We start from the raw sequence: 24,621 nt of genomic DNA on the forward strand, positions 1-24,621 counted from the left end.
TTGCATCTTAAAATAGTGCGCAATGAATCTAGGCAAAAACATCAATAGTTTATTAAAACGTTATGCGGAAGTATACGTGCCGGGAATAGGTGTGTTCAAACGAATTCATTCTCCGGCTCAGTTCGATAAACAGCATAATGTATTTTTGCCGCCAATTTCCTATGTCGAACTTGACTATTCTGCGCAGCATGGATTTAATATCGTTCATTATATCCAGCAACAGGAAAATTTGGGACTAAGTCAGTCGCAGCAGATTTTATCGGATGCTGTTGATAGTCTGAGAGCTGATTTGGGTCAGTTTGGACAGGCTAAACTGGATGATCTTGGCCTATTGATTAGTTACGGTTCAAGCTTAGTATTCAAACCTTTGGATCTATCGGGTTTCGACTTCCAGCCCGTAACGAACCTTTTTGCACCGGAGATTGAAACAGTTGTTTCTCCTTTGGAAGGCGAAGACGAGCCTGCGGAACCAGCTTTGGAAGAAGAACCTATTGTAGAAGTCGCTCCTCAAGAGGACACTGTTGAGGAGTCTATTCCAGATAGGCCTGATGAAGATGAAGCCGTGGTGGTTGAAGAAGTTAGCGAAGAGGACGCCGAAGCGACAGATGAACCGGAAGCAGAAAAGAGTACGGTTGTTGATGAGCCTGCGCAGGAGACTGGATTAACAAGCAATCGCACCGATGATGTCGAAACCGAAGGATCTTCGGTAACGGAGGACAAAGATCAGCAGTCTGAACTTGTGAATGCACCTATGGTGGCTGATAACAGTCCATCTATTACTCCAAATGCAGAAACAGATTCAAACAAGGAAATCGGTGCTATAGCGACGGCTAATGCCAGCTCAACATATGCACCCAATAGCTATGAAGAGGAGCCACGAAATTCAAATGCGGTCTGGTATTGGATGACTGGAGTTATTGTGCTCGCCATGGTTGCCGTAGCGGTCGTTTACACCAATCCATCGTTGAAAGATTCGTTATTCGGGTCGACCAAGCCTGTTGTAAAAACGGCAGATACGCTTATTCAACCCAAGCCAATCATACCTGCTGATACAGTGTCCAATACGTTGCAAGCCGATAGTTTAAATAAAGTCGATTCATTGGCTACAACCGCTTTAAAAGATTCTGTTAAAAATACAGCAACTGTACCATCGAGTAGTGGAGCGGCCAAACCGACGGCTTTGGACGCGAACCCGGTGATCAAAGAATCTATCCCCGTGGCACAGCCAAGATATCAGGTAGTTATTGGATCTGCAAAAACTATGGTAAGTGCTGAGCAAGAAGCACAGCGTCTGCGAGCAATGGGCTATAAGACGGCACGCGCCGTTGAAGGAAAGAATAAAAAAGATAGAAAGAAAATTATCTTAAATACTTATATGACTAACCAGGAGGCTCAGCTCGCAAAAAGATCGGTGGTTAATAAGATTAAGGATGCTTGGGTAGAAACATTATAGAAACTATATAAAACTATTAATAATTATGTCATTAGTACAGGATACAGCAACAGCTGCTGTGGATTCATTTAATCAAGCTGCGCAACAACCGTTACCTGCCGCTGCAAGTACAGAAAACATGAGTTTGATCGATATGATGATCAAAGGGGGATGGATTATGATTCCGATCCTATTGTTGTTTTTTATTGGATTGGTAATCTTTTTTGAACGTTATTTAACCATTCGTCGTGCCGCAAAATACGATAATAGCTTAATGTCGCAGGTGAAAGCGAATGTACTGTCGGGAAATCTGGATTCTGCCTTAGCGGTGTGTCGCTCAAGTAACTCTGCATTGGGACGTATGTTGCAAAAAGGTTTATTGCGTGTAGGTAGACCTATCAAAGATATTGAAGGTGCCATCGAAAATGTATGTAAGCTGGAAGTTGCCAAATTGGAGAAAAATATTAATATCCTGGGTATCATTGCCGGTATTGCTCCAATGCTGGGCTTCGTGGGTACGATTTTTGGGGTAATTAAGATTTTCCATGAGGTTGAATTAGCAGGTGGTATTGATATTGCTTCTGTGTCAGGAGGTTTATATGTGAAAATGGTGTCATCTGCATCCGGTCTTGCGGTTGGTATCTTAGCTTACTTGGGTTACCATATTTTAAATATGATGGTCGAGCGTTTAATTTTGCGTATGGAAACTGATGCAGTTGAATTTATTGATTTATTGGATGAACCAGGAAGATAATGAATTTACGAAGTAGAAAAAATAAACCATCTGCAGAGGTTCATACTTCAGCGCTGAATGACATCATGTTTTTCTTGATGTTGTTCTTCCTGTTGGCCTCAGCAGTGTCTAATCCTCAAGTTGTTAAGCTCTTGTTGCCAAAGTCCAGCGCAGGAGAGCAATCTGTTGCTAAAAAGACCGTTACGGTTTCGATTACCAAAGATTTAGGTTATTTTATTGACAAAACTCCAGTTCCTATCGAAGGGTTGGAAGCTGCAATTCAATCACAAATGGCTGCCGGCGAGGAGTTGACAATTATGCTTTACGTCGATAATACGGTTCCTATCCAAAATGTTATTTCAGTGATGGATGTAGCCAATCGGTTAAAAGTGAAGGTCGTGTTGGCAACTGAGCCAAAAAAAGATAAGTAACCACCATTAAACTTTTTTTAAGTTTAATGGTCAGCTATTAATATAGGAGATTAATGCGATGAGATATCATCTTCAACATGAAGAAAATAATTTCCCCAAGGCATTGGGGATATCGACTCTGGTCATGGCATCGTTGCTCTTGATTGGTTTTTTTGTGGTGTTTAAGGCGGAAGAACCTCCTATGATAGGTATGGGAGGACTTATTGTTAACTATGGTACTTCTCCAGAAGGTATGGGGGATGACTATATGAGTGTCGAAGAACCTTCTGTAGATCCGAATGCCAATAATGAGCGTCCTGACCGTATCGATCCTGTGGAAACGCCGACACCGACCCCAACGCAACAGGTTGCTGAGAAGGCTGTCGTCACTCAAGATCTGGAAGATGCTCCTGCGGTTACAAAGACAGAGAAGAAAGTGGTGTCAAAAGCACCAGAAACAACCAAAGAAGTTAAAGAGGTAGCACCACAGGCGAATGCTAAAGCACTTTTTAAAGGCAATAAAAACAACGGTACTGGAGCAGGTGACGGCACAGGAACAACACCGGGTAATCAAGGTTCCAAATTAGGGGATCCCTTGGCAAGTAATTATGGCGAAGGGGGATCTGGAAACGGTAATATGATGTTATCCATTGAAAACCGCAGCTTCACCCAAAGACCAAGTATCGACGACAATGGACAGCAGGCGGGAAAGGTCGCTGTAGAGTTCAGAGTCAACAAGCAGGGAATTATAACCTATGCGCGTGCTGGTGTGAAGGGAACTACAATTACTGATCCTTCCCTTTTGGAAAAATGTGAGCGTGCTGTTAGAGGTGCTCGGTTGAATCAATTGCCGAATGCCCCAGACTCGCAGACTGGACGGATTGTATTCAATTTTAGATTAAGATAAAAATCATTCACATGAATGCTTATAATGAGGCAATCGAGTATCTGTATACTCGATTGCCTATGTTTACAAGGGATGGCGCCTCAGCCTTCAAAAAAGACCTTGACAATACCATCAAACTTTGCGCTGCGTTAGCTAATCCACAGCAAAAATTCAAAACATTGCATATTGCCGGAACAAATGGAAAGGGATCTACCTCCCATATGCTAGCCGCTATCTTAGCAGAAGCAGGTTATAAGACGGGCCTCTATACTTCGCCACATTTACTGGATTTTCGAGAACGTATCCGCGTCAATGGCCAGTTATGTGATAAAGAATTTGTTGTTGATTTTGTTCATGCACATCGCGAGCTGATCGAACAAGTAACGCCCTCTTTTTTTGAAATCACTGTAGCGATGGCTTTCGATTATTTTGAGAAAAAGAAAGTTGATATCGCCGTTATTGAAGTTGGCCTTGGCGGACGTTTGGATAGCACCAATATTATTCACCCGCTATTGTCGGTGATTACCAATATTGGGTTTGATCACATGAATCTCCTCGGTAATACGCTGGCGGAAATTGCAGGCGAAAAAGCAGGTATTATCAAAAGAGATACGCCCGTGATCATTTCGGAGTATGCCGAAGAGACAGCTGCTGTATTTTTGAAAAAAGCAGCACTTGAGGAGGCTCCCATACAATTTGCTTCCGACACATATCGGACAAAAATGTTGGGGGTAGATCAAGACTATCTGACCGTGCAAACTACCGATTCTTCTGGCCATTCATCATCATATCAGCTGGATCTGAAAGGTTCTTACCAGGTGAAAAATCTTGCTGGTGTTTTGTCTGCTGTTGATGAATTGCGTAAACAGGGCTTTGAGATCAGTGATCATCACGTTCATGAAGCCTTGAAGAAAGTACAAACGACCACAGGGATCCAAGGCCGTTGGCAACAATTGTCTAAAGAACCTTTTGTTATCTGTGATACAGGACACAACGAAGACGGAATTCATGAAGTGTTGAAAAACCTGGCGACTACAAATTATGATCAACTTCACTTTGTCATCGGGGCGATGCGCGATAAGGACTTAACACATATGCTCCCCCATTTGCCCAAAGACGCAATTTATTATTTCTCTGCTCCGGATATGCCGCGTGCGCTGCCAGCCAGTGAATTGCGTAAAGAAGCTCTTGGATTTGGATTAAAAGGGTTGGACTTTCCGAGTGTCGCGGCCGCATTTGATGCAGCAAAAAATGCTTACCAGCAGGGCAATCTTATTTTTGTTGGTGGAAGTAATTTTGTTGTTGCGGAAGTGCTTGCTGGCCTGCCCACTGAACAATAAAAATTGACATTGTAGCGAGATCTATACCGTGGAAATACATAGATCACAAAAGACTTATCACTCGATAAGTCTTTTGTGATCTATTGTCATTTATACTTAGTCATTTACAGTCAATTCACCGCGGATATCCTTTTCAATCCAATAAGCAACTTCTCTTTGATCTTCAAGTTCGCCCTGAAGATACATTAATTTGGTTACTGCAGCCTCAAATGTGAGGTCATAGCCATTGAGCACGCCGATGGATTTAAGACCTTGTGAGGTTTCATAGCGCCCCAATTCGACCGATCCAACTTTACATTGAGAAATATTGAGGATGTTTTTACCCTGCTCAATCGCTTCCTTTAGTAAATCCAGAAACCACGTGTCGGTGGTGGTATTTCCTGAACCGAATGTTTCCATCACAATGGAGCGGACATCGGAGTTTAATACCGCTTTGATTGTTTGCGCAGAGATTCCGGGGAATAGTTTCAATACTGCCACCCGATTATCCAATTTTGTATGCAAGATAAATTCTTTATTAATATTGTTCAATAAAGCATCTGTATTGTATTTGAGGTGAATACCAGCTTCTACCAATACGGGATAATTTGGGGATCTAAAAGCCTCAAACTTAGCGGAGTTATATTTAAAAGAACGATTACCGCGGAATAATTTATTGTCGAAAAGAATACAAACTTCCTGTATAATAGACACACCATCTTGTTTTGCCGATGCTATTTCAAGGGCGGTCATCATATTTTCTCGGGCATCCGTTCGAATTTCGCCAATAGGCAGCTGGGAGCCCGATAATATAACCGGTTTTTGGAGTCCTTCCAGCATAAAGCTCAATACCGATGCCGTAAACGCCATGGTATCGGAACCATGTAAGATCACAAAACCATCGTAATCTGCATAGTTATCCTTAATAATTTGTGCCATTTCAATCCATATTTCGGGCTTCATGTTGGATGAATCGATAATGGGTTCAAAAGAGTGCACGGTGAGTTTATAGTCTAAGCGACTTAAATCAGGGAGATTACGTTTGATCAATTCAAAGTCGAAAGGAACGAATGTGCCTGTCTCATCTTTAACCATGCCAATGGTCCCACCTGTGTAGATAATAAAGATATTATGCATTGAGTGTTGAAATTATATACCAAATATACGTTTTGAATTTTCTGTTGTGATTTCGGCTACCTTTTCGATGGAAATCTGGTGAAGGTCAGCTACTTTCTGTGCGATATAGGTCAAATAGCTGCTTTCATTTTCTTTACCTCGGAACGGTACAGGAGCCAAATAGGGCGCATCTGTCTCTAAGACAAGGTGTTTTAAATCGATTTCTTTGACCACCTGATCTAAGCCTGCTTTTTTAAAGGTGACGACTCCGCCAATACCCAGAGCGAAACCTAACTCGATGGCCCGATTGGCCTGTTCAAGGGATCCTGTAAAGCAGTGCAGGACGCCAAACAATTTGTCGTCGTGAAGTTCTTCCAGTAATTCGAACAATTCTGTAAAGGCTTCACGGCAGTGGATATCGATCGGGAGATTTAATTCCTTAGCCCATTGAACCTGCGTCCTAAAAGCATTTTTTTGAATTTCAAGCGTGCTTTTATCCCAGTAAAGATCCAGTCCGATCTCACCTATGGCATAGACTTTGTAAGTTTCCAAGCTTTTTCGGATGATTTCTAACTCTTCTAGATAGTTTTCCTTGACATCGCAGGGATGTAATCCAAGCATGGGAAAACAGTGATCTGGATAAGCTGCTACGGTGTCAAATACGGGTTTTATGGAAGCGCTATTTACATTTGGCAAAAAAAGACGTTGGATATCATTATCAAAGCAACGCTGAAGATTTTCTTGCAGTTTCGTCGTTCCTGCATGGTAATAAATGTGTGTATGTGTATCTGTAAGCAACATAGTTTTCTGCGTGGACGCAGCGGTTAGGGTAAAAAGTTGTTTTTATTATTATCGAATAAAGTGGTGTGATTAATTACCAAAATTTCAATTCGATCTCCAAAGATAACTTATTAATTAGCAAAAATGAAAAATAATAGCGGATTACTGCTGAAGGACTGGATTCCATTCTTTGCTTCTTCGAAAAAGCGATTTGTTGATGGGCAGTTACTGCTGCATGAATGTCCTATTGTTGCATGTTATTCGCGTTGAAAAGAATGTTGGATAAAAAGAGTTAGCAGTCAAACATACCGTAAGATTTACTGTTAAACAGATAAGCGAGGCGGTTATTGTCCTATTTTTATAAGAATTAATGAGTCATATGATGAATAAGAAGTTAAGCCTGGGTTTATTGACTTTGGCATCGGTTCTGTTTTTAAACAAACTACATGCGCAATCATTGATTGATCCGTCGGTAAAAGATATTATTCAAAAAGCTTTTCAGACCAATAAAGAATTGAAATTGAAGGCCTACGAAGTTGATAAAGCACGTTTCGAAGCCGAGGGTGTAAAAGCAAATCGGCTGCCCCATGTCTCTGCACTCGGATTATACGGTTATGTTCATAGCAATGGGAGCGTTGATATTCCGACCGTTAATATTCCATTACTAAACTTAGGCTTATTTGAAGGAGCAACGGGATTTAGCCTACATGGCCATGCTGCTTATGCAGGCGTGTCTGTCAAGCAGATTATTTTCTCGGGGCTGCAGATTCCGAATGGAATAAAAGCATTGCAGGAGAAAGCTGTTGCCCAGCAGTACCTGGAATCAGCGAGCCGGGAAACACTTTCAAAAGATATTATTGCTTCTTTCGATCAGCTGATGTTGTTGGATGAAGTTGATAAATTGATCGTGGATTCCGAAAAGCGATTAAAGAAAGAGCAAGAAAAGGTAAATAAAGCCATTCAAAATGGACTTGCAATACCTTACGATCGCGATAAATTGAAATTGGCCTTGCTGGAGCTGGAAGAAAAAAAAGTGGAGCTTTCGGGCAACCGCGACCTGTTGTGTCAAAAGCTTGAACAAGTAGCCGGGGTATCTTTTCAGGAGGTTGGTGCGATTCATTATGGACTTAAACCTATATTTTTGTCGGAGCTCCCTAGTGATGTTGAGCAGCGATCTGAGCTTAAAGCACTGGATGCTTCGTCCAAAGCCTATGAGTACGTGTACAAAAAAGAAAAAGGGGGAGCGCTTCCTGCTGTCTTTGCCTTTGGCTCTGCAAACTATCTGAATGTATTCAATTCCAAGCTAACTGTTAAAGACCAACCCCTATTGGGTACAGTCAACTTACCGCTTAATTCCATCAAGGGGAGCCCCAATCTAATGGTCGGTGTAGGGGTTAAATGGGATCTCTATACGGGAGGAGAGCATCACAATAAGATAAAGCAAGTTAAACTCGATCAACATATCAATACGACCAAACGGGAAGATACACAGGAAAAGTTAAACCTATTATTGAGCAAGAATAAGGTTAACTATACGACTGGCAACCAAAAGTTGAAAGTGGGCGAACAGCAATTAAAAGTAGCTGAAAATAACCTTTCTATGGCTGTGAAGCAATATCAAGCTGGATTGATAGATGTTACTGAATTATTGGCTGCTGAAAATGACTGGTACAAAGTCAATTTAGGCTATTTTAATAATGTGTTGCAGCAACGTACTGCAGCAGTGGAGTTATTACATACATCAGGAAAATTATTACAAACCATACATGAGTAAGATGAAGAATTTATATGGGATATTATTGCTGTTTATCCTAGTTTCTTGTGCAAATCAAGACAAAGAGAAGCCCATTGAGGGGAAGGTGGAGCGTGAGCAGGTAACAGTTGTGACTAAAGTTCCAGGAAAAATTGCAAAGCTGCTGGTTGAAGAGGGGGATTTTGTCCATACAGGGGATACGTTGGCCATTTTGAGTATCCCCGAGGTAGATGCGAAAGAGGAACAGGCAAAAGGTGCGCTGCAATCTGCCGATGCACAATATAACATGGCCATCAAAGGAGCTACAAAAGGGCAATTGACACAACTTCAGGCAAAAGTTGATGGTTTGAGGGAACAATATGAGTTTGCAAGGAAGTCGATAGGTCGATTAGATGCACTTTTGCAGGATAGCCTGATTCCACAACAAAAATATGATGAAACCTATGCAAAATATCAAGGGGCTAAAAATCAGTATCTCGCTGCTCAGGCTGAATTAGCCGAAGCTAAAGGGGGAGCTAGAAAGGAACAGCAGCTTATGGCTTTGGGACAGAAGGAACGTGCGCTCGGAGCGGTGTCTGAAGTGAAGGTTGCTGCGGGGGAAAAATATATCATTGCCCCACAAGCTATGAGCGTGGAGACCATTAATCTGAAAGTTGGTGAACTGGCGATGGCAGGTTATCCGATTATTAATGGCTCTCTTGATCAAACAACCTATTTTAGGTTCACATTGCCTGAAAACCAAATTGGAAAATTTCAAAAAGGTGCTGCTGTAGAAGTGGACATCCCTTATTTGAACCACAAAAAAGTTAAAGCGAAGGTGATCAGTATTAAGGCGTTAAATTCTTATGCGAGCATTGCCTCTGCCTACCCTGATTTTGATCCGCAACAGGCTGTGTTTGAGCTAAAGATTGTTCCTGAGGATAGTGCTGGCGCTAAAGATTTATTAACCAAAACGCTTGTGGTTCTCCATGCGAATTAAAGGGATTGAATGTGAAAAAATTTATAGAATTAATCCAAAGGGAGTTTAAACTTTTCTTCAATAACAAAGTGCTGTTGATGCTTTTCCTCGGTGCGCCAGTTTTGTACGGCATCTTGGTGGGGCATGTCTATCAACAGGGCAAAGTGACGGAGATGCCGATCATTGTTGTCGATGAAGATAATAGTCCCTTAAGCAGTTCCTTCATTGATATGCTTTCCGACAATGAGAGTATTGACGTTGCCCGTGTATTGCCTTCTCTTTTTGATTCCAAAGATATCGCCATGCAGTACGAAGCAACAACCATTGTATATATTCCCAAAGGCTTTGCTTCTGGAGTACAGCAAGGCAGGTTGCCCGAAATGACTGTTTTTGTTGATGGAGCCAATACATTGACCTCCAACACGGCGATGATGGCGGTGAATGTTTGTGCTTCAACACTTAAGGCGGGAATCCAAATTCAGGCACAGATGAAGCGAGGTGTTCCTGCCAAGATCGCTGCTCAACAATATGAACCTTTTAAAACAACCTTTGTGAAGCAAAATATTCGAAGCGGCAACTATCTTTATTTTATGCTGCCGGGGGTTTTAATTACGGTCTTGCAACAGGTATTGCTCCTTGGCTTGGCTTTGTCTTTTTCGTCAGAATTTGAAGGTAACACGTTTCCGGACCTTGTGCGTAAAATCGGTAATCCTGTCGGACTTATTCTTGTAAAGATTTTACCTTATATATTGATGTCTGTCGGTATTTTGATTCTATATTGGGGATTTGGTCAGTACTACCGTATGCCTTTGCAAGCTGATTTCGGCCGATTTGTGCTGTGTACAGGTATATTTTTGCTTGCTGTCTGTTTTATTGGTGTACTGGTTAGTATACTACTGCCTTCGCAGCTGAAATCGACAGAAGTTCTTATGGTGATTGCAACGCCCGCTTTTATCCTGAGCGGATTTACCTGGCCATCCAGCCTGATGCCAGAATGGGTGCAGGCGATTGCCAATGTTATTCCGTCTACACATTATCTCCGGATCTTTAGATTGCTATTTATACAGCATGCTGAAAATTACCACACCAATAAAGCACTTGTTTCATTGACCATCATTATGATCATTAGCTTTATGTTGGCTGTAGTCATCCTGTGGATGAAAATAAAGAAAATTAAAAGGACGATTAAATCATAAAAAAATAATGGTACAACAAAAAAGCGGTTTCATTAAGTTGAAACCGCTTTTTTGTTGTACTAAAATATACTGTTAAATTACTTTTTCGTCGCTGGAGCAGTTGTTCCTGTAGGTGCTACCATACCAGGAGTTGTTGCTGTAGGCGCTGGAACTTTTCCAGGTTTGATATCCAATACTTCTACTTCAAATACTAAAGGAGCATATGGAGGGATAACACCTGAAGGGCGATCGCCGTAAGCCAAAGATGAAGGGATAACTAAAGTTGCTTTCGTTCCCTTGTTAAACAATTGAAAAGCTTCAGTCCAACCTGGGATCACGCCGTCAACACCTAATTGGAATTTTAATGCTTCGTAAGGACGTTGTGCATTGAAGATTTTCTCTTTTTTAGCTACATCAGGAAGGTTTGTATCAAATACTTTTCCAGTGGTCAATGAACCTACGTAGTTTACGTGGACAGAATCTCCTACTTTCGCATTTGCTCCTGTTCCGGGTTTTGTAATTACATATTGAAGACCTGAAGCTGTTTTTGTTGTTTTTAAGTTTTTATCCTTGATGTATTTCTCCAATTTTGCAGGCTCAGCAGCTTTATGCTTGTTCAATTCTTCTTCAAAGTATTTCTGAACTTGTTCACCCAATTGTTGATCGGTCAACTTTCCTTTTTTGAAATGTTTTTTGACCTTTATGGAGTAAATGATGAATTTATCCGCGAATTCTGGTTTTGGTTGATGAGTTTTAGCCGCCATAGAATCCAAATTGATTTTGAATACCAAGCTATCGCCTTCACCTACGTATTTGAATAAACCTGTAGGGTCACCTGGGTTTTTTGCAATAATACTATCTGGATATAATTGAACGATCTGAGGGACTCCCATGTCATACGTACTTTGCATTGTAGAATCTCTGTCCGTTTTCACAACCATGTCAAGTGCTAATAAATCGCCAGATACCGCTTTTTCTTTTGCATTATCATCCACGATTTTATACTCAAGACCACCTTCAGCCTTTTTGAATTTTTGGCATGACGTCATCAAAAGACCGGCAGCCGCGAAAAATAGAATTGCTTTCTTCATTTTCTAATGTATGTTACTATATCTTATTTTGTTAATATTTCTTTATAATTTGGTAAAACCGATCTGAATTTGGCCACTACCGCTTCTAAGCTTTCTTTCGAATTGCCCCCTGAAGCATTAAGATGCCCCCCCCCATTGAAATATAGTTTACAGATCTCATTGCAAGGAACTTCTCCAATCGAACGCAAAGATAGTTTAATTTGTTCATTTCTGTCAATAATTAACGCGGCCAATCGAATTCCTTTAATAGAGAGTGCATAGTTGACCAATCCTTCCGTATCACCTGTGATTACTTCGAACTGCGTGAGGTCCGCTTTTGTCACATGGATAATGGCCGTATTATATTCATGAATGACTTCCAATCGATTAAGTAAGCAAAAACCTAAGAATTTAAGACGGCCTTCAGAGGAACTATTGTAAATCTCTTCGTGGATCGCCCAGTTTCGCGCACCACAATCGATGAGGGTTGCTATAATACGGTGGATTTCGGCGGTGGTAGAACGAAAGCGGAATGAACCGGTGTCGGTCATGATACCCGTATAAAGGCAGGTCGCCATGTCTGCACTGATATGTTCCGAATCTTGCATCTCATACGTTAAGAAGCGGTAGATCAATTGTGCTGTCGCTGCTGCAGATGGATCCCAAAAGGCGTAGTCTTCAAATCCTTCCGGATCTAAATGATGATCAATCATGCATTTGATTCCTTTCGCTTGGCGAATGGGTTCGGCCATATCGTGAATCCGCGCAAGGCCATTAAAATCTAAGCAGAAAATAAATTCAGCCGCATCAATCTGTTGATTGTGCAGATCCATATTTTGCGTATAAATTTGTACATTTTCTAAGCCTGGCAACCAATCCAAAAAGGCAGGAAAGTCTGAAGGCACAATCAGATTTACGTGGTGTCCTTTTGCGACCAACCAAAAATATAAACCTAACGATGAGCCTAATGCGTCTCCATCTGGTTTGTAGTGCGTTGTAATTACAATGCGTTTTGGTTTAGCCAATAATTCTTTTAATTCTTCTGATTTCAGCATAGTCATATTAAGTCTGCAAACCTACTATAAAAAAATTAGATTAGACAAATTTTTTCTAAAGATCTTTTCACACCTTATTGCATTTGAGGGTTATTTTAAAAAATTGATTTACAGTGTTTTAAAACTTATATACATAGACTTTGAAATCGCGCTTCATACAGATTAAATAATTGGCATTGTCGCCATAGTTAATCGGTCCATAATAGAACTTCGAGAAGCCTTCTACTGGGAATCCCTCCTGGACTAAACCATCGGACCCAAAAACATAAATCATGCGGTTGTCGGTACCAACCCCTATGATATCAGATTTTCCTATTCGTTTAAAAAACAAGGGTCTGTTGCTGGCATCTTCGATAAAATTTATATTCAAAGTAGGAAGAAGAGTCTCTCGCGCTATATGCATTCAGCTTGTTTTTGGACAGTATGACAAAGTCTCTGTCAGCACCACCGCTAATATCTTCGAAATTGAAGAAAGCATCTCTGCTCCAATCGCCTAATTTAATTTTTTTTGCATCACCCTCAAACGGTACTTTGAAAATGCTGCCTTTATTGTCTGCTAAATAAATGAAGGAATTTTTTTCGTCAGATGCAGCCATTAAACCAATTGGATTCTTAACACTTTCCCCATCCGTATCCAATGTCTTTTTATGTATAATTTTACCGTTTTGATCGAAGAAATAGACCGAAGCTGTGCTTGTACCTGCAATGATGTAATTTGTCTGGCCCAAGGTGGTGGTTTTTAAATCAAATATAATTCGGCCATCCACAGAATTGTTTTCAAAGCCTTCTACTTTTTTACCAGCTAAGGTATACGCCAAGATTCGATCTGTCGCTGGAATGTAAATGCGTTGTTCTTTATTGAAGTTAGCGAGCGTGGCCCCGTAGGTTGCTTTCGACGGTAGTTCAACCGAAAAACCGGTCATATTTTTCCCGTCGGGCATAAAGCGGTACAATCGGTTTTTTGTTACGGCGATAATACTGAGATCCTGTAACTGTATAGGCTCGCCCAAAATTTCACCTTGAAAGAGGTTTTGCCACAGTTCTTTTCCATCCGGAGAGAAGGCGTGTACGGTATGATCTTGTTCTTGAATCAGGATAAATTTGTTCTTTCCATCTTGATCGAAGATCCAAGGCTTATTAATAATCCGGCTTTCGAGCTGCACCGCCCACTCAGGTTTGCCCCCCAATCGCGTATCGCTTTTATAGAGGGCATATAAACTGGAGGAAAATGAGCCTTGATTGCCGCTAAGTTGATAGGACCACGAATAAAAATTCTGAAAGCCATATTCCTCCTCATCTCTAAAATTCTTTGCAAACTCGGTTTTTAAGTTATTCAAAATAGTGCTCTTACCAGCTTTAGGTTCTAAATAAAATGTCACATTACTACGACTGTTCTGTAATGCTGCATGATTTTTGAAAATCGCCGTTCCCGACAGAAATTGCTTTTCCCGGAAAGATTCCCGATAGTCTCTCAAAATCCCCGTTCGGCTGGCTATCACCATTATATTGTCAACAACGGTGAAATAGGGGCGGTTAAAACTCTTGAACGGTTCGCCAAAGAGTGCATATAAAAGATTCGAATATTTAAATTGATAGATCGAATCGCCAACAGCAGTACTGAATTTTTTGAGGTTATCTGCAAATTGTGTCGAATCTGAAATGCTGATCAAACCGATCGCATCCTGGTTGTCCAACTCTGCAAGAGCAAATTCATCGTTGAATATGGGTGCGATGATACTGTCAAATGATACTTGGCTGTCGTCTTCAAAGTTTTTTATGCTCTTTGCTAATCGGCTGTCTTCTTTTTGTTGTAAGAACAAAGCTTTCAATCCACTGCGAAAACTATGAGGATCTGAAATGCTGAAGTCGATATAAGATGCTGCATTTTTAGGAAGATAATTACCCAACGCCTGCACCTGAGCGGTCTGCGTGGCAAATAACTGTAGGTAGCTATTTTTGCTGTCCGTAAGCGCAGTTTCACCTTTAAAAATAAATGCATCCTTTTTAAAATTCATGTTCCAGGAAGTTTGTCCTTTCAGCGAATCTATTAGGCCTAGATAATTGCCGAATTTTGATTTCATCAATATTCGGGCAAACTGAGATAGCTGTTCATTGAAAAAATAGAGACTTAGGGGAGTGTTTTTATTGTTGTGGTTGACAAAAAACTCAATCTGTTTTGTATTTATTTTCTTAACATTTTTGTCGAAGATCTGAGCGAGTACTTTTTTGGAATAGCTGGCAAAAATAATTTCGTGAAAATAGGAGCAATAAAGTGTACTGTCTTTAGTGCCTTGGTTAAGCCCATAAAATCGGTGCCCTAGGGTATCAAAGGGTTGTATTTTATAATTTTTCCCCACGTTGCCAAGTAATGTTGCCAAGGTCTTATCATCTAGACTTTGCCCCACCTGGACGCTATACAAAGGTGTAATTTGCTCTTTTTCCTGGTGAAAAGAGAGTAGTATCTGCTGTCCATCTACTAGTGGTGCAAGCTGATCATTCTGCAATAAATCTTCTTTCAGGCGTTTGAGGTGACTGAAATTCTGCTGGCCAATAATTGCTTTAAAAAGTTCATAGTCGTTAAAGATCGTATCCACCGTTTGATCATTTGTAAAGGAAGCAATAGCTAATGTATTTTCGGGAAGGTATTGTAAGGCTTTAGAATCTTGTTTGTTATTTTTATTAAAATCTCCGAAAAGGTAGATCGTGGCCGCGATGACCGCGATGAATAATATCACAGTGATGATGATTGTTTTTTTCATCCTTTTTATTTTTTTCTATGGCTGATCAATTGACTTATATCGTTGCTAACTTACCGTCGATATGATTAATGTAAATTTAATCAGAACAAATATGTATGAGTAAGCTATTTCCGCAGGCAATAGCATACGTTAAACTCGAATTTTTAATGGCGATGAAGTATTCATGAAGCCAATGTTTCTCATGGAGATAAAATCATTGTACGTCTTTCAATAACTCGGTGAGCAGCATGATGCTCATGAACACCCATACGTAGAAACAAACCTAATAAAAATATATGGGAAGAGACAGATAATCGTTCCAATAATACCTCTTTAACATATAAATTTAACAAAAAATTCCTTATTTTGATCGGTTTTTAATACATTTATCGCTAGAAACTCATTTTCAGCATTCAATCAACATAATGAATAAGAAAATCATTTTAGCCGCTTCTTTGTTGGGAGCGTTAGCTGTAATATTAGGTGCCTTTGGTGCTCATGGTCTAGAAGGAAAGGTAAGTACATATCATATTGAAACTTGGAAAACGGCCAATCAGTATCATTTCTATCATACCTTTGCTTTGTTATTTTTATCCACTTTTTCCCGGGCCAAGACATAATTCGATTAAAGTATCCTTTATTGCTTTTCTCATTGGTATTCTATTTTTTTCGGGATCCTTGTATATTTTAAGTGTACGAGAAATAACAGGTGTTGGTAATCCATCGATTTTGGGCCCTATTACACCTTTAGGAGGTCTTTCGTTTATCATCGGTTGGGTAGCGTTATTTATTGCGGCACTGAAGAACAAGTCATAATTTCATTTGCTAATTGCATCAATCGATACAGATCGATTCGTATATCTAAAATATAAGGAGCCTTCCCGGATAGATTTGGGGAAGGCTCTTTTAGGTTATAATTACATGGTGAATGTATTGTTTTTTTTGTTGTGATTTCGCCAATACGACAGTAGTAAAAGATGTAGGTTTTGATCATCGCTAGAGTTGTTCGATATCTTTTCGTGAAGGTTTTTTTGTACTTTTATACCATAATTTGAATTTATGTCCAATCCGCAATCTACGATTTTTAGTGAAAGAGATACGCTGTTTGTTGATGTGGTCTTACCACTAGCATTAGCAAGAACATATACCTATCGTATTCCAGCCGACTGGAACGATCGTGTGCAGCTAGGAGTACGGGTTATTGTGCAGTTTGGAAGAAATAAAATCTATTCAGCGCTTGTTAAGTCCATTAGCCGGGAAGCACCAAAGCACTATGAAGCAAAATATATTTTGGACATTATCGATGAACATCCGATCGTCAATTTGGCTCAGTTCAAGCTTTGGGATTGGCTTGCCGATTATTATATGTGTAGCTTAGGTGAAGTGATGCAGGCAGCGCTCCCCGCAGCATTGAAGCTGGCCAGTGAGACCAAAGTGGTTCCTTCGATTGCTAATGAGTTTAATCGTTCTACACTCTCAGATAAGGAGTATCTTATCATTGAAGCACTGGAGGTGGCTGGCGAACTTAAGGTGAATGATATTGTGAAATTGCTGGGGCAAAAAACTGTTTTTCCTATTTTGAAGCAGTTATTTGACAAGGGAATAGTATTGATTTCTGAAGAGATTACCGAGCGATATAAACCTAAGACCAAAGCATTTTTACGTTTGGCTCCTGATTTTAAAAATGAAGATGCCAAAAGAGCGCTGCTGGATAGTCTAAATCGTGCGCCAAAACAGCAAGATGCGGTATTGGCATTTATGCAACTTGTTAAAAAAACGGAGGAGATTACACGGCCGATGTTAACCGAGGCCTCAGGCTGCGGCAACGGCGCTATTACGGCTTTGATTGACAAAGGCGTTTTTGAAATCAGAGAGAAGGTTGTCTCCCGGTTTCAGGGAGAAGATATCGAATTGGATGCCAATTTTCAATTTAATGAAAATCAGCAACGCGCTTATGATGAAATCAAGAAGTCATTTGAGGATAAGGAAGTGACGCTGTTACATGGAGTGACTGCTTCAGGAAAAACACAAATTTATATCCGGCTGATAGAACAAGCAGTCGCTGCGGGAAAATCAGCCTTGTATCTATTGCCCGAAATTGCGCTTACAGCGCAGATTACTGCTCGCTTAAAGTTGCATTTTGGCGATAAACTGGGCGTTTATCACTCCAAATTTAATGATAATGAACGTGCCGAGGTATGGCATAAAGTGATGAAAAATGAGTTTCAGGTGGTGATTGGGGCGCGTTCATCTGTCTTTTTGCCTTTTCAGGACCTGGGCATTATCATCGTCGATGAAGAACACGAAAATTCCTATAAGCAATTCGATCCGGCTCCTCGGTACCATGCTCGGGATACGGCCATTTACCTCGGATTCCTACATCAGACCAAGGTACTTTTGGGATCAGCCACACCTTCTTTGGAAAGTTATTATAATGCCAAAGCGAAGAAGTACGGTTTTGTGCAACTGCTAGAACGATACGGGAATGCGCAGTTGCCAAGTATTGAGCTGGTAAATATCCCCGAAGAAGGAAGAAAGGAAAATATGTTTTCCTATTTTTCAGGTACTTTACTCAAGGCCATTGATGAAGCTGTAAAAAATAAGGAGCAGATTATTTTATTTCAAAATAGACGTGGACATACGACCATGATTCAATGTAATACCTGTGGATTTGTCGCAAAATGTGTCAACTGTGATGTCAGCTTAACCTATCATAAGAGTTCCAATATGATGCACTGTCATTATTGCGGTCATGTGGAACCACCTTTGCGGGTATGTCCAGCCTGCGGAATGCCACATATTGAAAGCAAAGGATTCGGTACAGAACGGGTGGAGGAAGAGCTTGAGCTTCTGATGCCGGAAATTCGCATCGGCCGGTTGGATCTGGATTCCACAAAAGGCAAATATGGATTTGATAAAATTATCACAGCATTTGATGAGCATGAATTCGACGTGCTTATTGGAACGCAAATGGTAGCTAAAGGGCTCGATTTTGGAAGGGTAAGTCTGATTGGTGTTATTAACGCGGATACCATTATCAACTTTCCTGATTTTCGTTCCTATGAGCGTGCTTTTTCACTGTTTTCACAAGTTGCAGGCCGGGCTGGTCGTCGTGAAGCTGGCGGACGGGTGATTATCCAAAGTTATACAACCAAGCACAGAGTGCTTGAGCAGGTAGTTAATAACGATTATGACGATATGTTTATGACTGAAATTACAGAACGAAAAAATTATCTTTATCCACCTTTTTACCGTCTCATCCGAATTGATATTAAGCATGCTGATTTTCAAAAATGCTATGATTCGGCCAATCGTTTTGCCTCAGCATTGCGCCAACAGCTGGGAGCGAGGGTATTAGGGCCGGAACCACCATTGGTTTCACGCGTGCGCAATAATTTTATCCAGACCATCACCTTAAAGATAGAACGTACAAATATTAGTATTGCAAAGGTCAAGGAATTGATCCGTTCGGTTCTGCTGGATTTTGAAATAGATAAAAGCAATACGGGCGTACGTGTTCAGGTCGATGTGGATCCCTATTAGCGCCAGCTATTGCCCGCATTAACTTGCAAAAACGAGCGTTCTTTGTAAACTTAAATCACATGCGCCTATCGTTTTGTTTGCTGTCCAATTCGAACGGTCAACGTACACTGGGTATAAGGTCTGGTGATTTGGAAAATAAAGTAAATTGAGTTATAAATGTGTACCGTGTTGGTATTGAGTTATTTGTGATTAATTCTGCTGAATATGCCTTTTAAAAGGTAAATTTGAAACATCATGGCGTATAAGTTTATTGATAATTATCGAGAGAAAGGTGCTCGTAAGAAATTGGTTGAACATCTAAAAAGCCGGGGCATTGCGGACCAGAAAGTATTAGATGCCATTGGAAAAGTACCACGTCATTTCTTCTTTGATGAGACATTCTGGAATCAGGCCTATCGGGATATTGCATTTCCAATTGGTGATGGGCAGACAATTTCACAGCCTTATACCGTTGCTTATCAGTCCGAATTACTCCACGTGAAAAAAGGCGATAAAGTATTGGAAATCGGGACGGGATCTGGATACCAAACCTGTATTCTACTGGAACTTGGTGCTGAAGTGTATACCATCGAGCGCCAAGAAAATCTGTACCATCGAACCATTCAGGTACTGCCCTACATGGGCTATAAACCTTATTTCTTTTTGGGGGATGGTTCTAAGGGAATGGAAGAGCACGCTCCTTATGACAAGATTATCGTGACCGCGGGCGCACCATTTGTGCCCGAGGTGATGTTAAAGCAATTGAAAATGGGCGGAATTTTTGTAATCCCTGTCGGCGATGAAAAGTCGCAAAAAATGGTCACCATTATCCGGGTTGGTGAAAATGATTTTGACCGTATCGAACTGGATACTTTTCGTTTTGTTCCTTTGGTGGGAGACCAAGCTTGGTAAAGCTATTCAACCTGTTTAAATATGCATCTCCAAGGTCTCAGCGACTATGGCCCCTCCTTTTATAAAAAATAGAAAAGATCCTCGATTAAATTAAAATGAAGTGAAAGACTAAATATTCGCGTTATGACTCCAACATCAATATTATATGATCAGAAGTATCAAGAAATAGCTTTAACCGTGCTCAAGTTAAATAAGCAAGTCAATACATTAAGTTTGTCGCGCCTATTTGTAATCGTGGGAGGAGGAGCATTATTATTTTATACCTTTCAGCTCGAAAGCCTGCCTTTGGTCTTTTTCTCTTTTTTTGCATTGTTATTTTTGTTCGCTTATCTCGTGCGGAAGCAGAGCAAGCTGGAACTTCAGAAAAACTATTTTGAAGCTTATCTTAAGGTTTTGGCAAACGAGCAGGCTATGGCAGAAGGAAAGTCAAATATGTATGATCATGGCCAGCATTTTGAAGATGGTGCTCATCCGTATAGTGCTGATATGGATGTCTTTGGATCCTATGCTTTATTTGCTCAGATAAATCGTGCAACCACAAAACAGGGCATCGATCTTTTGGCATCATGGCTGGATAAACCGCTTCAAAAATATCAGATTCTGCTTAATCAGGAAGCGACTCAGGAACTGGAAAGCGAATCGGAGTGGATTTGGGATTTTCAGGCTAAACTTTTGGCAAACCTGAACCATAAACTGGACATCAAGGCTTTCTTGACAAATTACTTTCAGGATCGTAATTTTCAATTCGGCAACGGTTTTATGCGTTTCTACATCAAAGCAGGTCCTATTCTATTTTTACTTGCTTTAGCCGGAAGTTTTTTTGTTCCAAAGTTGGCTGGAATTGCAACATTATTGGGCTTGTTCCATATCCTTTGGGCACTAGCCAAAGCGGGAAGTGTGGGGCTGTTTTCCTCTCGAATAGACAAGATCGGTGGTGTGCTAGGCTCCTATGCCGAAGCGATTCAATCGATTGAACGCAAGGAGTGGAAGTCCTCTTCCATGCTGGGAATCGCCGGGGAACTTAAACAGCATCAAGGTGCTGATTCCATTTCCCTTGCATTTAAAAAGCTTGCAGGTCTCATTAACAATCTGGATGCCCGCAATAATATCTTTGTTGGTGTTTTTTTTAATTTATTTCTGCTTTGGGATTTTAGGCAGGTATTGGCAATTGTTGACTGGAAGAATAAATATGAGCATGAAATTTTAAATTCATTCGATACTTTGGCAAAGGTAGAGGCGGTAACCAGTCTTGCCATTTGGAAGCGAAATCATCCGACCTATATTGATCCGATAATTTTGGATAACCCATTGCAAGATAAGATCAATGCCCAAGGATTATATCATCCCTTGATTCCGATCAATCAGGTAGTCGCCAATGATTATAACAGTATGGATCATCGAATTGCTTTGGTAACAGGATCCAACATGGCTGGTAAAAGTACCTTTCTGCGTACTGTGGGCATAAATGCTATTTTGGCCTATGCTGGGGCGGCTGTTGCAGCAACAGCTTTTCAGCTGCCGATTTACAAACTGATATCCTATATGCGGATCAAAGATAATCTGAATGAAAGTACGTCTACCTTTAAGGCGGAACTGAATCGGATGAAATTCATATTAGATACTGTGTCGCTACACAGCGATAGCTTTTTTCTGATTGATGAGATGTTACGGGGTACAAATTCGGTGGATAAATACCTCGGTTCGCGGGCAATCATAAAGAAATTGGTGCGGTTAAATGGTAAAGGTATGGTGGCAACACACGACTTACAGCTGTCTAGTTTACAGGAGGAATTTCCTAGAGATATCAAAAATTATCATTTTGATATTCGTGTTGATGAAGGTCAGATGCTATTTGACTATAAGCTGAAGATTGGCGAGTGCAAGATATTCAATGCGTCGCTCTTATTGAAGGGTATCGGTGTGGATATCAACGAAAATATAGAATAAAAATGACTCAACTGAGATGAGATTAATTTACATTTGTGTCGGCTTAAATATACTAAACAAAACAATAAATGACTTTACAAGAACGTATTGATTTGTCTGAAACACATGTTTGTACCACTGTGTTTCCGTTTTTGACGAATCATCACGATACTTTATTCGGCGGCAAGGCCATGTCCATTATGGATGAAGTGTCGTTTATGGCTGCAACACGATTTTGTCGCAAAACGTTGGTCACTGTATCAACGGATCGTATAGACTTTAATAAAGCTATTCCCTCTGGAAGTATTATAGAAGCTATCGCAAGAGTTCAACATGTAGGCCGGACCAGCTTAAAGGTGAAGGTCGAGATATTTTTGGAGCATATGTACAAGGAGGGGAGAGAGTTGGCAATAGAAGGTGTTTTTACATTCGTTGCCCTGGATGAAAATAAGCAGCCAATTCCGGTACTTGAAGGTTTGGATATTGAATAGAATTTGATGGCTCTTTTTTAAGGTAGGAGACGAAAATTCTGAAAATTTATAACATGGAAAAAGGACCGTCATTAAGGTCCTTTTTTGTGGAGAGATCGGTCTAAGAATTTCGATTGTCGTCTCCGATAGGGTTGTGATTCTATGGATTTACGTATTTTTTTATTCGTTTCTCTTGACGGGGCTTAAATTATTGAGCTCTTCTGATGTAAACAGTCTGTAGTGGACTTTGAATGTTTTACCAAGTGGCGTTTCCAGCGAGAAGCCCCCCGGGCCAAATCCATCCAGTACGTCTAACGTGAAATGGGCATGTTTCCAGTATTCAAAGAGATCGCGATCAACCCAGAATTCATAGCCTTCCGCCAGTCCGATCATGGCGTCATTTGTACGGGGGAAGTACCCCTCTTCTTCAAAGCACTGTGGTTGAGTACCCTCACAGCAACCTCCTGCTTGGTAGAACATTAATTTACCATGTTTAGCTTCAAGTTCATGAATAAGATCTTTTGCTTTATCCGTAACGTCTAGTCTATTTATCATAATAAAATTGGATCATGTTTTTTTTAATTAGCCCCTATCAAATTTAGTGCAAAAGATCGATTGATTGTTTAAAGCGTACCAGGCAGCATGGCGTTTGACGTTACCACCTGGTACGGCGTTAGCTTACTCTTAAACTTCTGTTAGAAGAAACCAAGTTTTTCTTTACTGTAGGAAATCAGCATGTTTTTAGCCTGTCTATAGTGTGCAAGCATCATTTTATGATTTTCCCTTCCGATACCTGACTGTTTGTATCCACCAAACGGAGCTCCAGCAGGGTAGGAATGATATTGATTTACCCAAACACGGCCCGCCTGAATAGCACGTGGAATCTGATAAAGCTGATGCGCATCTCGGGTCCATACACCAGCTCCCAGTCCATACATCGTATCGTTGGCGATGGCAATTGCTTCCTCCTCATCTTTGAAAGTAGTGACCGCCAGTACTGGTCCAAATATTTCTTCCTGGAAAATCCGCATTTTATTATTGCCTTTGAATAGGGTTGGCTTAATGTAATAGCCGTCTTCAAAGCCCTCGCCAACGTTGTTTTCATCGCCACCGGTCAAGACTTCTGCTCCTTCTTCTTTGCCTAGTTTAATGTAGGACATGATCTTGTCTTTTTGGATTTTTGATGCCTGAGCGCCCATCATGGTTGATGGATCTAATGGGTCTCCGACTTTGATCTGATTGACCCGATCAACGACTTTAGCTATAAATCTATCGTAGATATCTTCCTGTACCAATAAACGTGAAGGACATGTACAAATCTCTCCTTGGTTGAGTGCAAATAGCACTGCGCCTTCTATCGCTTTATCCAAAAATGCGTCATCGGCATCCATCACCGAACTAAAGAAAATATTAGGGGACTTTCCGCCTAGTTCGAGCGTTACTGGAATGATGTTTTCAGTGGCATACTGCATCACCAAACGGCCTGTTGCTGTGGATCCCGTGAATGCGGCTTTGGAAACCTTTGGGTTGGTGACTAAGGAGCGACCAAGTTCCGCACCGAAACCGTTGACGATATTAACCACTCCGGAGGGAATCAAATCACCAATTATTTCCATCAGGATAAGAATAGATGCCGGTGTGCTTTCAGCGGGTTTTAGTACAACGGTATTCCCTGCGGCAAGCGCTGGAGCTAGTTTCCATACCGCCATTAGAATCGGGAAATTCCATGGAATGATCTGTGCAACTACCCCGATTGGTTCGTGTACAATCAAGGACACGGTGTTACTGTCCAGTTCACTTATGGAACCTTCCTCAGCTCGTATTACACCCGCAAAATATCGAAAATGGTCAATTGCTAATGGGATGTCAGCATTTAGCGTTTCGCGTACCGCCTTACCGTTGTCTATGGTCTCAACGGCAGCGATATATTCTAGATTAGCTTCAATACGGTCGGCGATTTTATTTAGGATGATGCTCCGTTCAGTAGCTGAAGTCTTTCCCCAAGTTTCAAAGGCTTTAGCAGCAGTATCAACAGCTAGATCCAGATCTTCTTTTGTGGAATGGGCAACTTGCGTAAATACCTTTCCGTCTACTGGTGAGATGTTATCAAAATATTTTCCTTGTACTGGTGCGACGAATTTACCACCAATGTAGTTGTCATATCGTTCTTTGAACGATGGCCTTTTAATTGCGCTCATATGGTTTATTTTTAATTATTTTTAATCCCTTCTTATCAAAGTTAGCCAGCAATTATTCAATCCCGTAGCAGTATCGATCCAAAACATAGCACGATTGTTTCAAATAGGTGAAAACTGACGTTTCATTTTTTTTGTTATATTTGATCTAAAGCCATTTTATTTAATTGG

Annotated in this window: 22 protein-coding genes; 15 read left to right on the forward strand and 7 right to left on the reverse strand. The window is 40.7% G+C overall.

What is annotated here, in order from left to right; translation table 11 throughout:
* Window positions 1-22 precede the first annotated feature (22 nt).
* The 5 genes from QE382_RS04895 to QE382_RS04915 are packed head-to-tail and all read left to right on the forward strand — an operon-like array spanning window position 23 to window position 4,801.
* Complete coding sequence (locus QE382_RS04895) at window positions 23-1,453, forward strand: HU domain-containing protein (RefSeq protein ID WP_307184924.1); 1,431 nt, start codon at window positions 23-25, stop codon at window positions 1,451-1,453.
* Between the two features lie 25 nt (window positions 1,454-1,478).
* Window positions 1,479-2,186, forward strand: coding sequence for a MotA/TolQ/ExbB proton channel family protein (locus QE382_RS04900; RefSeq protein ID WP_307184925.1), 708 nt, complete (start codon window positions 1,479-1,481; stop codon window positions 2,184-2,186).
* Entirely contained in the window at window positions 2,186-2,596 is a 411-nt protein-coding gene (locus QE382_RS04905) for an ExbD/TolR family protein (protein WP_209580579.1), read from the forward strand. The genes QE382_RS04900 and QE382_RS04905 overlap by 1 nt, the downstream gene beginning before the upstream one ends.
* A 58-nt stretch (window positions 2,597-2,654) precedes the next feature.
* Window positions 2,655-3,482: an energy transducer TonB gene (locus QE382_RS04910; protein WP_209580580.1), complete on the forward strand. Its 828-nt coding sequence runs from the start codon at window positions 2,655-2,657 to the stop codon at window positions 3,480-3,482.
* An 11-nt stretch (window positions 3,483-3,493) separates the two neighbouring features.
* Window positions 3,494-4,801: a bifunctional folylpolyglutamate synthase/dihydrofolate synthase gene (locus QE382_RS04915; RefSeq protein ID WP_307184926.1), complete on the forward strand. Its 1,308-nt coding sequence runs from the start codon at window positions 3,494-3,496 to the stop codon at window positions 4,799-4,801.
* 96 nt (window positions 4,802-4,897) lie between these two features.
* Here the strand turns inward: QE382_RS04915 and QE382_RS04920 are convergent, their stop codons facing one another.
* Together QE382_RS04920 and QE382_RS04925 are read right to left on the reverse strand one after the other, a co-directional pair.
* Window positions 4,898-5,917, reverse strand: coding sequence for an asparaginase (locus QE382_RS04920; RefSeq protein ID WP_209580582.1), 1,020 nt, complete (start codon window positions 5,915-5,917; stop codon window positions 4,898-4,900).
* A gap of 12 nt (window positions 5,918-5,929) precedes the next feature.
* Window positions 5,930-6,697 carry a TatD family hydrolase gene (locus QE382_RS04925; RefSeq protein ID WP_307184927.1) on the reverse strand — a complete coding sequence of 256 codons (768 nt, stop codon included), beginning with the start codon at window positions 6,695-6,697 and terminating at the stop codon, window positions 5,930-5,932.
* Window positions 6,698-6,820: 123 nt separating this feature from the next.
* Here QE382_RS04925 and QE382_RS04930 point away from each other — a divergent pair, with 123 nt between their 5' ends.
* The 4 genes from QE382_RS04930 to QE382_RS04945 all read left to right on the forward strand — a co-directional run bounded on the left by QE382_RS04930 (window position 6,821) and on the right by QE382_RS04945 (window position 10,583).
* A complete protein-coding gene (locus QE382_RS04930) occupies window positions 6,821-6,946 on the forward strand; it encodes a hypothetical protein (RefSeq protein WP_293883827.1) in 126 nt (41 codons plus the stop codon).
* Between the two features lie 109 nt (window positions 6,947-7,055).
* Window positions 7,056-8,450 carry a TolC family protein gene (locus QE382_RS04935; protein ID WP_307184928.1) on the forward strand — a complete coding sequence of 465 codons (1,395 nt, stop codon included), beginning with the start codon at window positions 7,056-7,058 and terminating at the stop codon, window positions 8,448-8,450.
* A 1-nt stretch (window position 8,451) separates the two neighbouring features.
* Window positions 8,452-9,408 carry an HlyD family secretion protein gene (locus QE382_RS04940; protein WP_307184929.1) on the forward strand — a complete coding sequence of 319 codons (957 nt, stop codon included), beginning with the start codon at window positions 8,452-8,454 and terminating at the stop codon, window positions 9,406-9,408.
* A gap of 11 nt (window positions 9,409-9,419) precedes the next feature.
* Window positions 9,420-10,583, forward strand: a complete 1,164-nt coding sequence (locus QE382_RS04945; protein ID WP_307184930.1) for an ABC transporter permease — start codon at window positions 9,420-9,422, stop codon at window positions 10,581-10,583.
* Between the two features lie 77 nt (window positions 10,584-10,660).
* Here the strand turns inward: QE382_RS04945 and QE382_RS04950 are convergent, their stop codons facing one another.
* From QE382_RS04950 to QE382_RS04960, 3 genes are all read right to left on the reverse strand, one after another.
* Window positions 10,661-11,653 carry an FKBP-type peptidyl-prolyl cis-trans isomerase gene (locus QE382_RS04950; RefSeq protein WP_307184931.1) on the reverse strand — a complete coding sequence of 331 codons (993 nt, stop codon included), beginning with the start codon at window positions 11,651-11,653 and terminating at the stop codon, window positions 10,661-10,663.
* Window positions 11,654-11,676: 23 nt separating this feature from the next.
* A complete protein-coding gene (locus QE382_RS04955; protein ID WP_307184932.1) occupies window positions 11,677-12,687 on the reverse strand; it encodes a DHH family phosphoesterase in 1,011 nt (336 codons plus the stop codon).
* 320 nt (window positions 12,688-13,007) lie between these two features.
* Complete coding sequence (locus QE382_RS04960; protein WP_307184933.1) at window positions 13,008-15,446, reverse strand: hypothetical protein; 2,439 nt, start codon at window positions 15,444-15,446, stop codon at window positions 13,008-13,010.
* 404 nt (window positions 15,447-15,850) lie between these two features.
* Here QE382_RS04960 and QE382_RS04965 point away from each other — a divergent pair, with 404 nt between their 5' ends.
* The 6 genes from QE382_RS04965 (at window position 15,851) to QE382_RS04990 (ending at window position 22,276) form a co-directional block, all read left to right on the forward strand.
* Window positions 15,851-16,045, forward strand: coding sequence for a DUF423 domain-containing protein (locus tag QE382_RS04965; RefSeq protein WP_307184934.1), 195 nt, complete (start codon window positions 15,851-15,853; stop codon window positions 16,043-16,045).
* Window positions 16,002-16,241: a DUF423 domain-containing protein gene (locus QE382_RS04970; RefSeq protein WP_307184935.1), complete on the forward strand. Its 240-nt coding sequence runs from the start codon at window positions 16,002-16,004 to the stop codon at window positions 16,239-16,241. Before QE382_RS04965 ends, QE382_RS04970 begins: the two co-directional genes overlap by 44 nt.
* Before the next feature lie 243 nt (window positions 16,242-16,484).
* Window positions 16,485-18,968: a replication restart helicase PriA gene (gene priA / locus QE382_RS04975; RefSeq protein ID WP_307184936.1), complete on the forward strand. Its 2,484-nt coding sequence runs from the start codon at window positions 16,485-16,487 to the stop codon at window positions 18,966-18,968.
* A 234-nt stretch (window positions 18,969-19,202) separates the two neighbouring features.
* Window positions 19,203-19,859, forward strand: coding sequence for a protein-L-isoaspartate(D-aspartate) O-methyltransferase (locus tag QE382_RS04980; protein WP_307184937.1), 657 nt, complete (start codon window positions 19,203-19,205; stop codon window positions 19,857-19,859).
* Window positions 19,860-19,982: 123 nt separating this feature from the next.
* Window positions 19,983-21,806, forward strand: coding sequence for a MutS-related protein (locus QE382_RS04985; RefSeq protein ID WP_307184938.1), 1,824 nt, complete (start codon window positions 19,983-19,985; stop codon window positions 21,804-21,806).
* A gap of 68 nt (window positions 21,807-21,874) precedes the next feature.
* A complete protein-coding gene (locus tag QE382_RS04990) occupies window positions 21,875-22,276 on the forward strand; it encodes an acyl-CoA thioesterase (RefSeq protein ID WP_307184939.1) in 402 nt (133 codons plus the stop codon).
* A 159-nt stretch (window positions 22,277-22,435) separates the two neighbouring features.
* Here the strand turns inward: QE382_RS04990 and QE382_RS04995 are convergent, their stop codons facing one another.
* Together QE382_RS04995 and QE382_RS05000 are read right to left on the reverse strand one after the other, a co-directional pair.
* Window positions 22,436-22,810: a DUF779 domain-containing protein gene (locus QE382_RS04995; RefSeq protein ID WP_307184940.1), complete on the reverse strand. Its 375-nt coding sequence runs from the start codon at window positions 22,808-22,810 to the stop codon at window positions 22,436-22,438.
* A gap of 140 nt (window positions 22,811-22,950) precedes the next feature.
* Window positions 22,951-24,453: an aldehyde dehydrogenase family protein gene (locus QE382_RS05000; protein WP_307184941.1), complete on the reverse strand. Its 1,503-nt coding sequence runs from the start codon at window positions 24,451-24,453 to the stop codon at window positions 22,951-22,953.
* Window positions 24,454-24,621 lie beyond the last annotated feature (168 nt).

Source organism: Sphingobacterium zeae, assembly GCF_030818895.1.
Taxonomy (GTDB): domain Bacteria; phylum Bacteroidota; class Bacteroidia; order Sphingobacteriales; family Sphingobacteriaceae; genus Sphingobacterium; species Sphingobacterium zeae.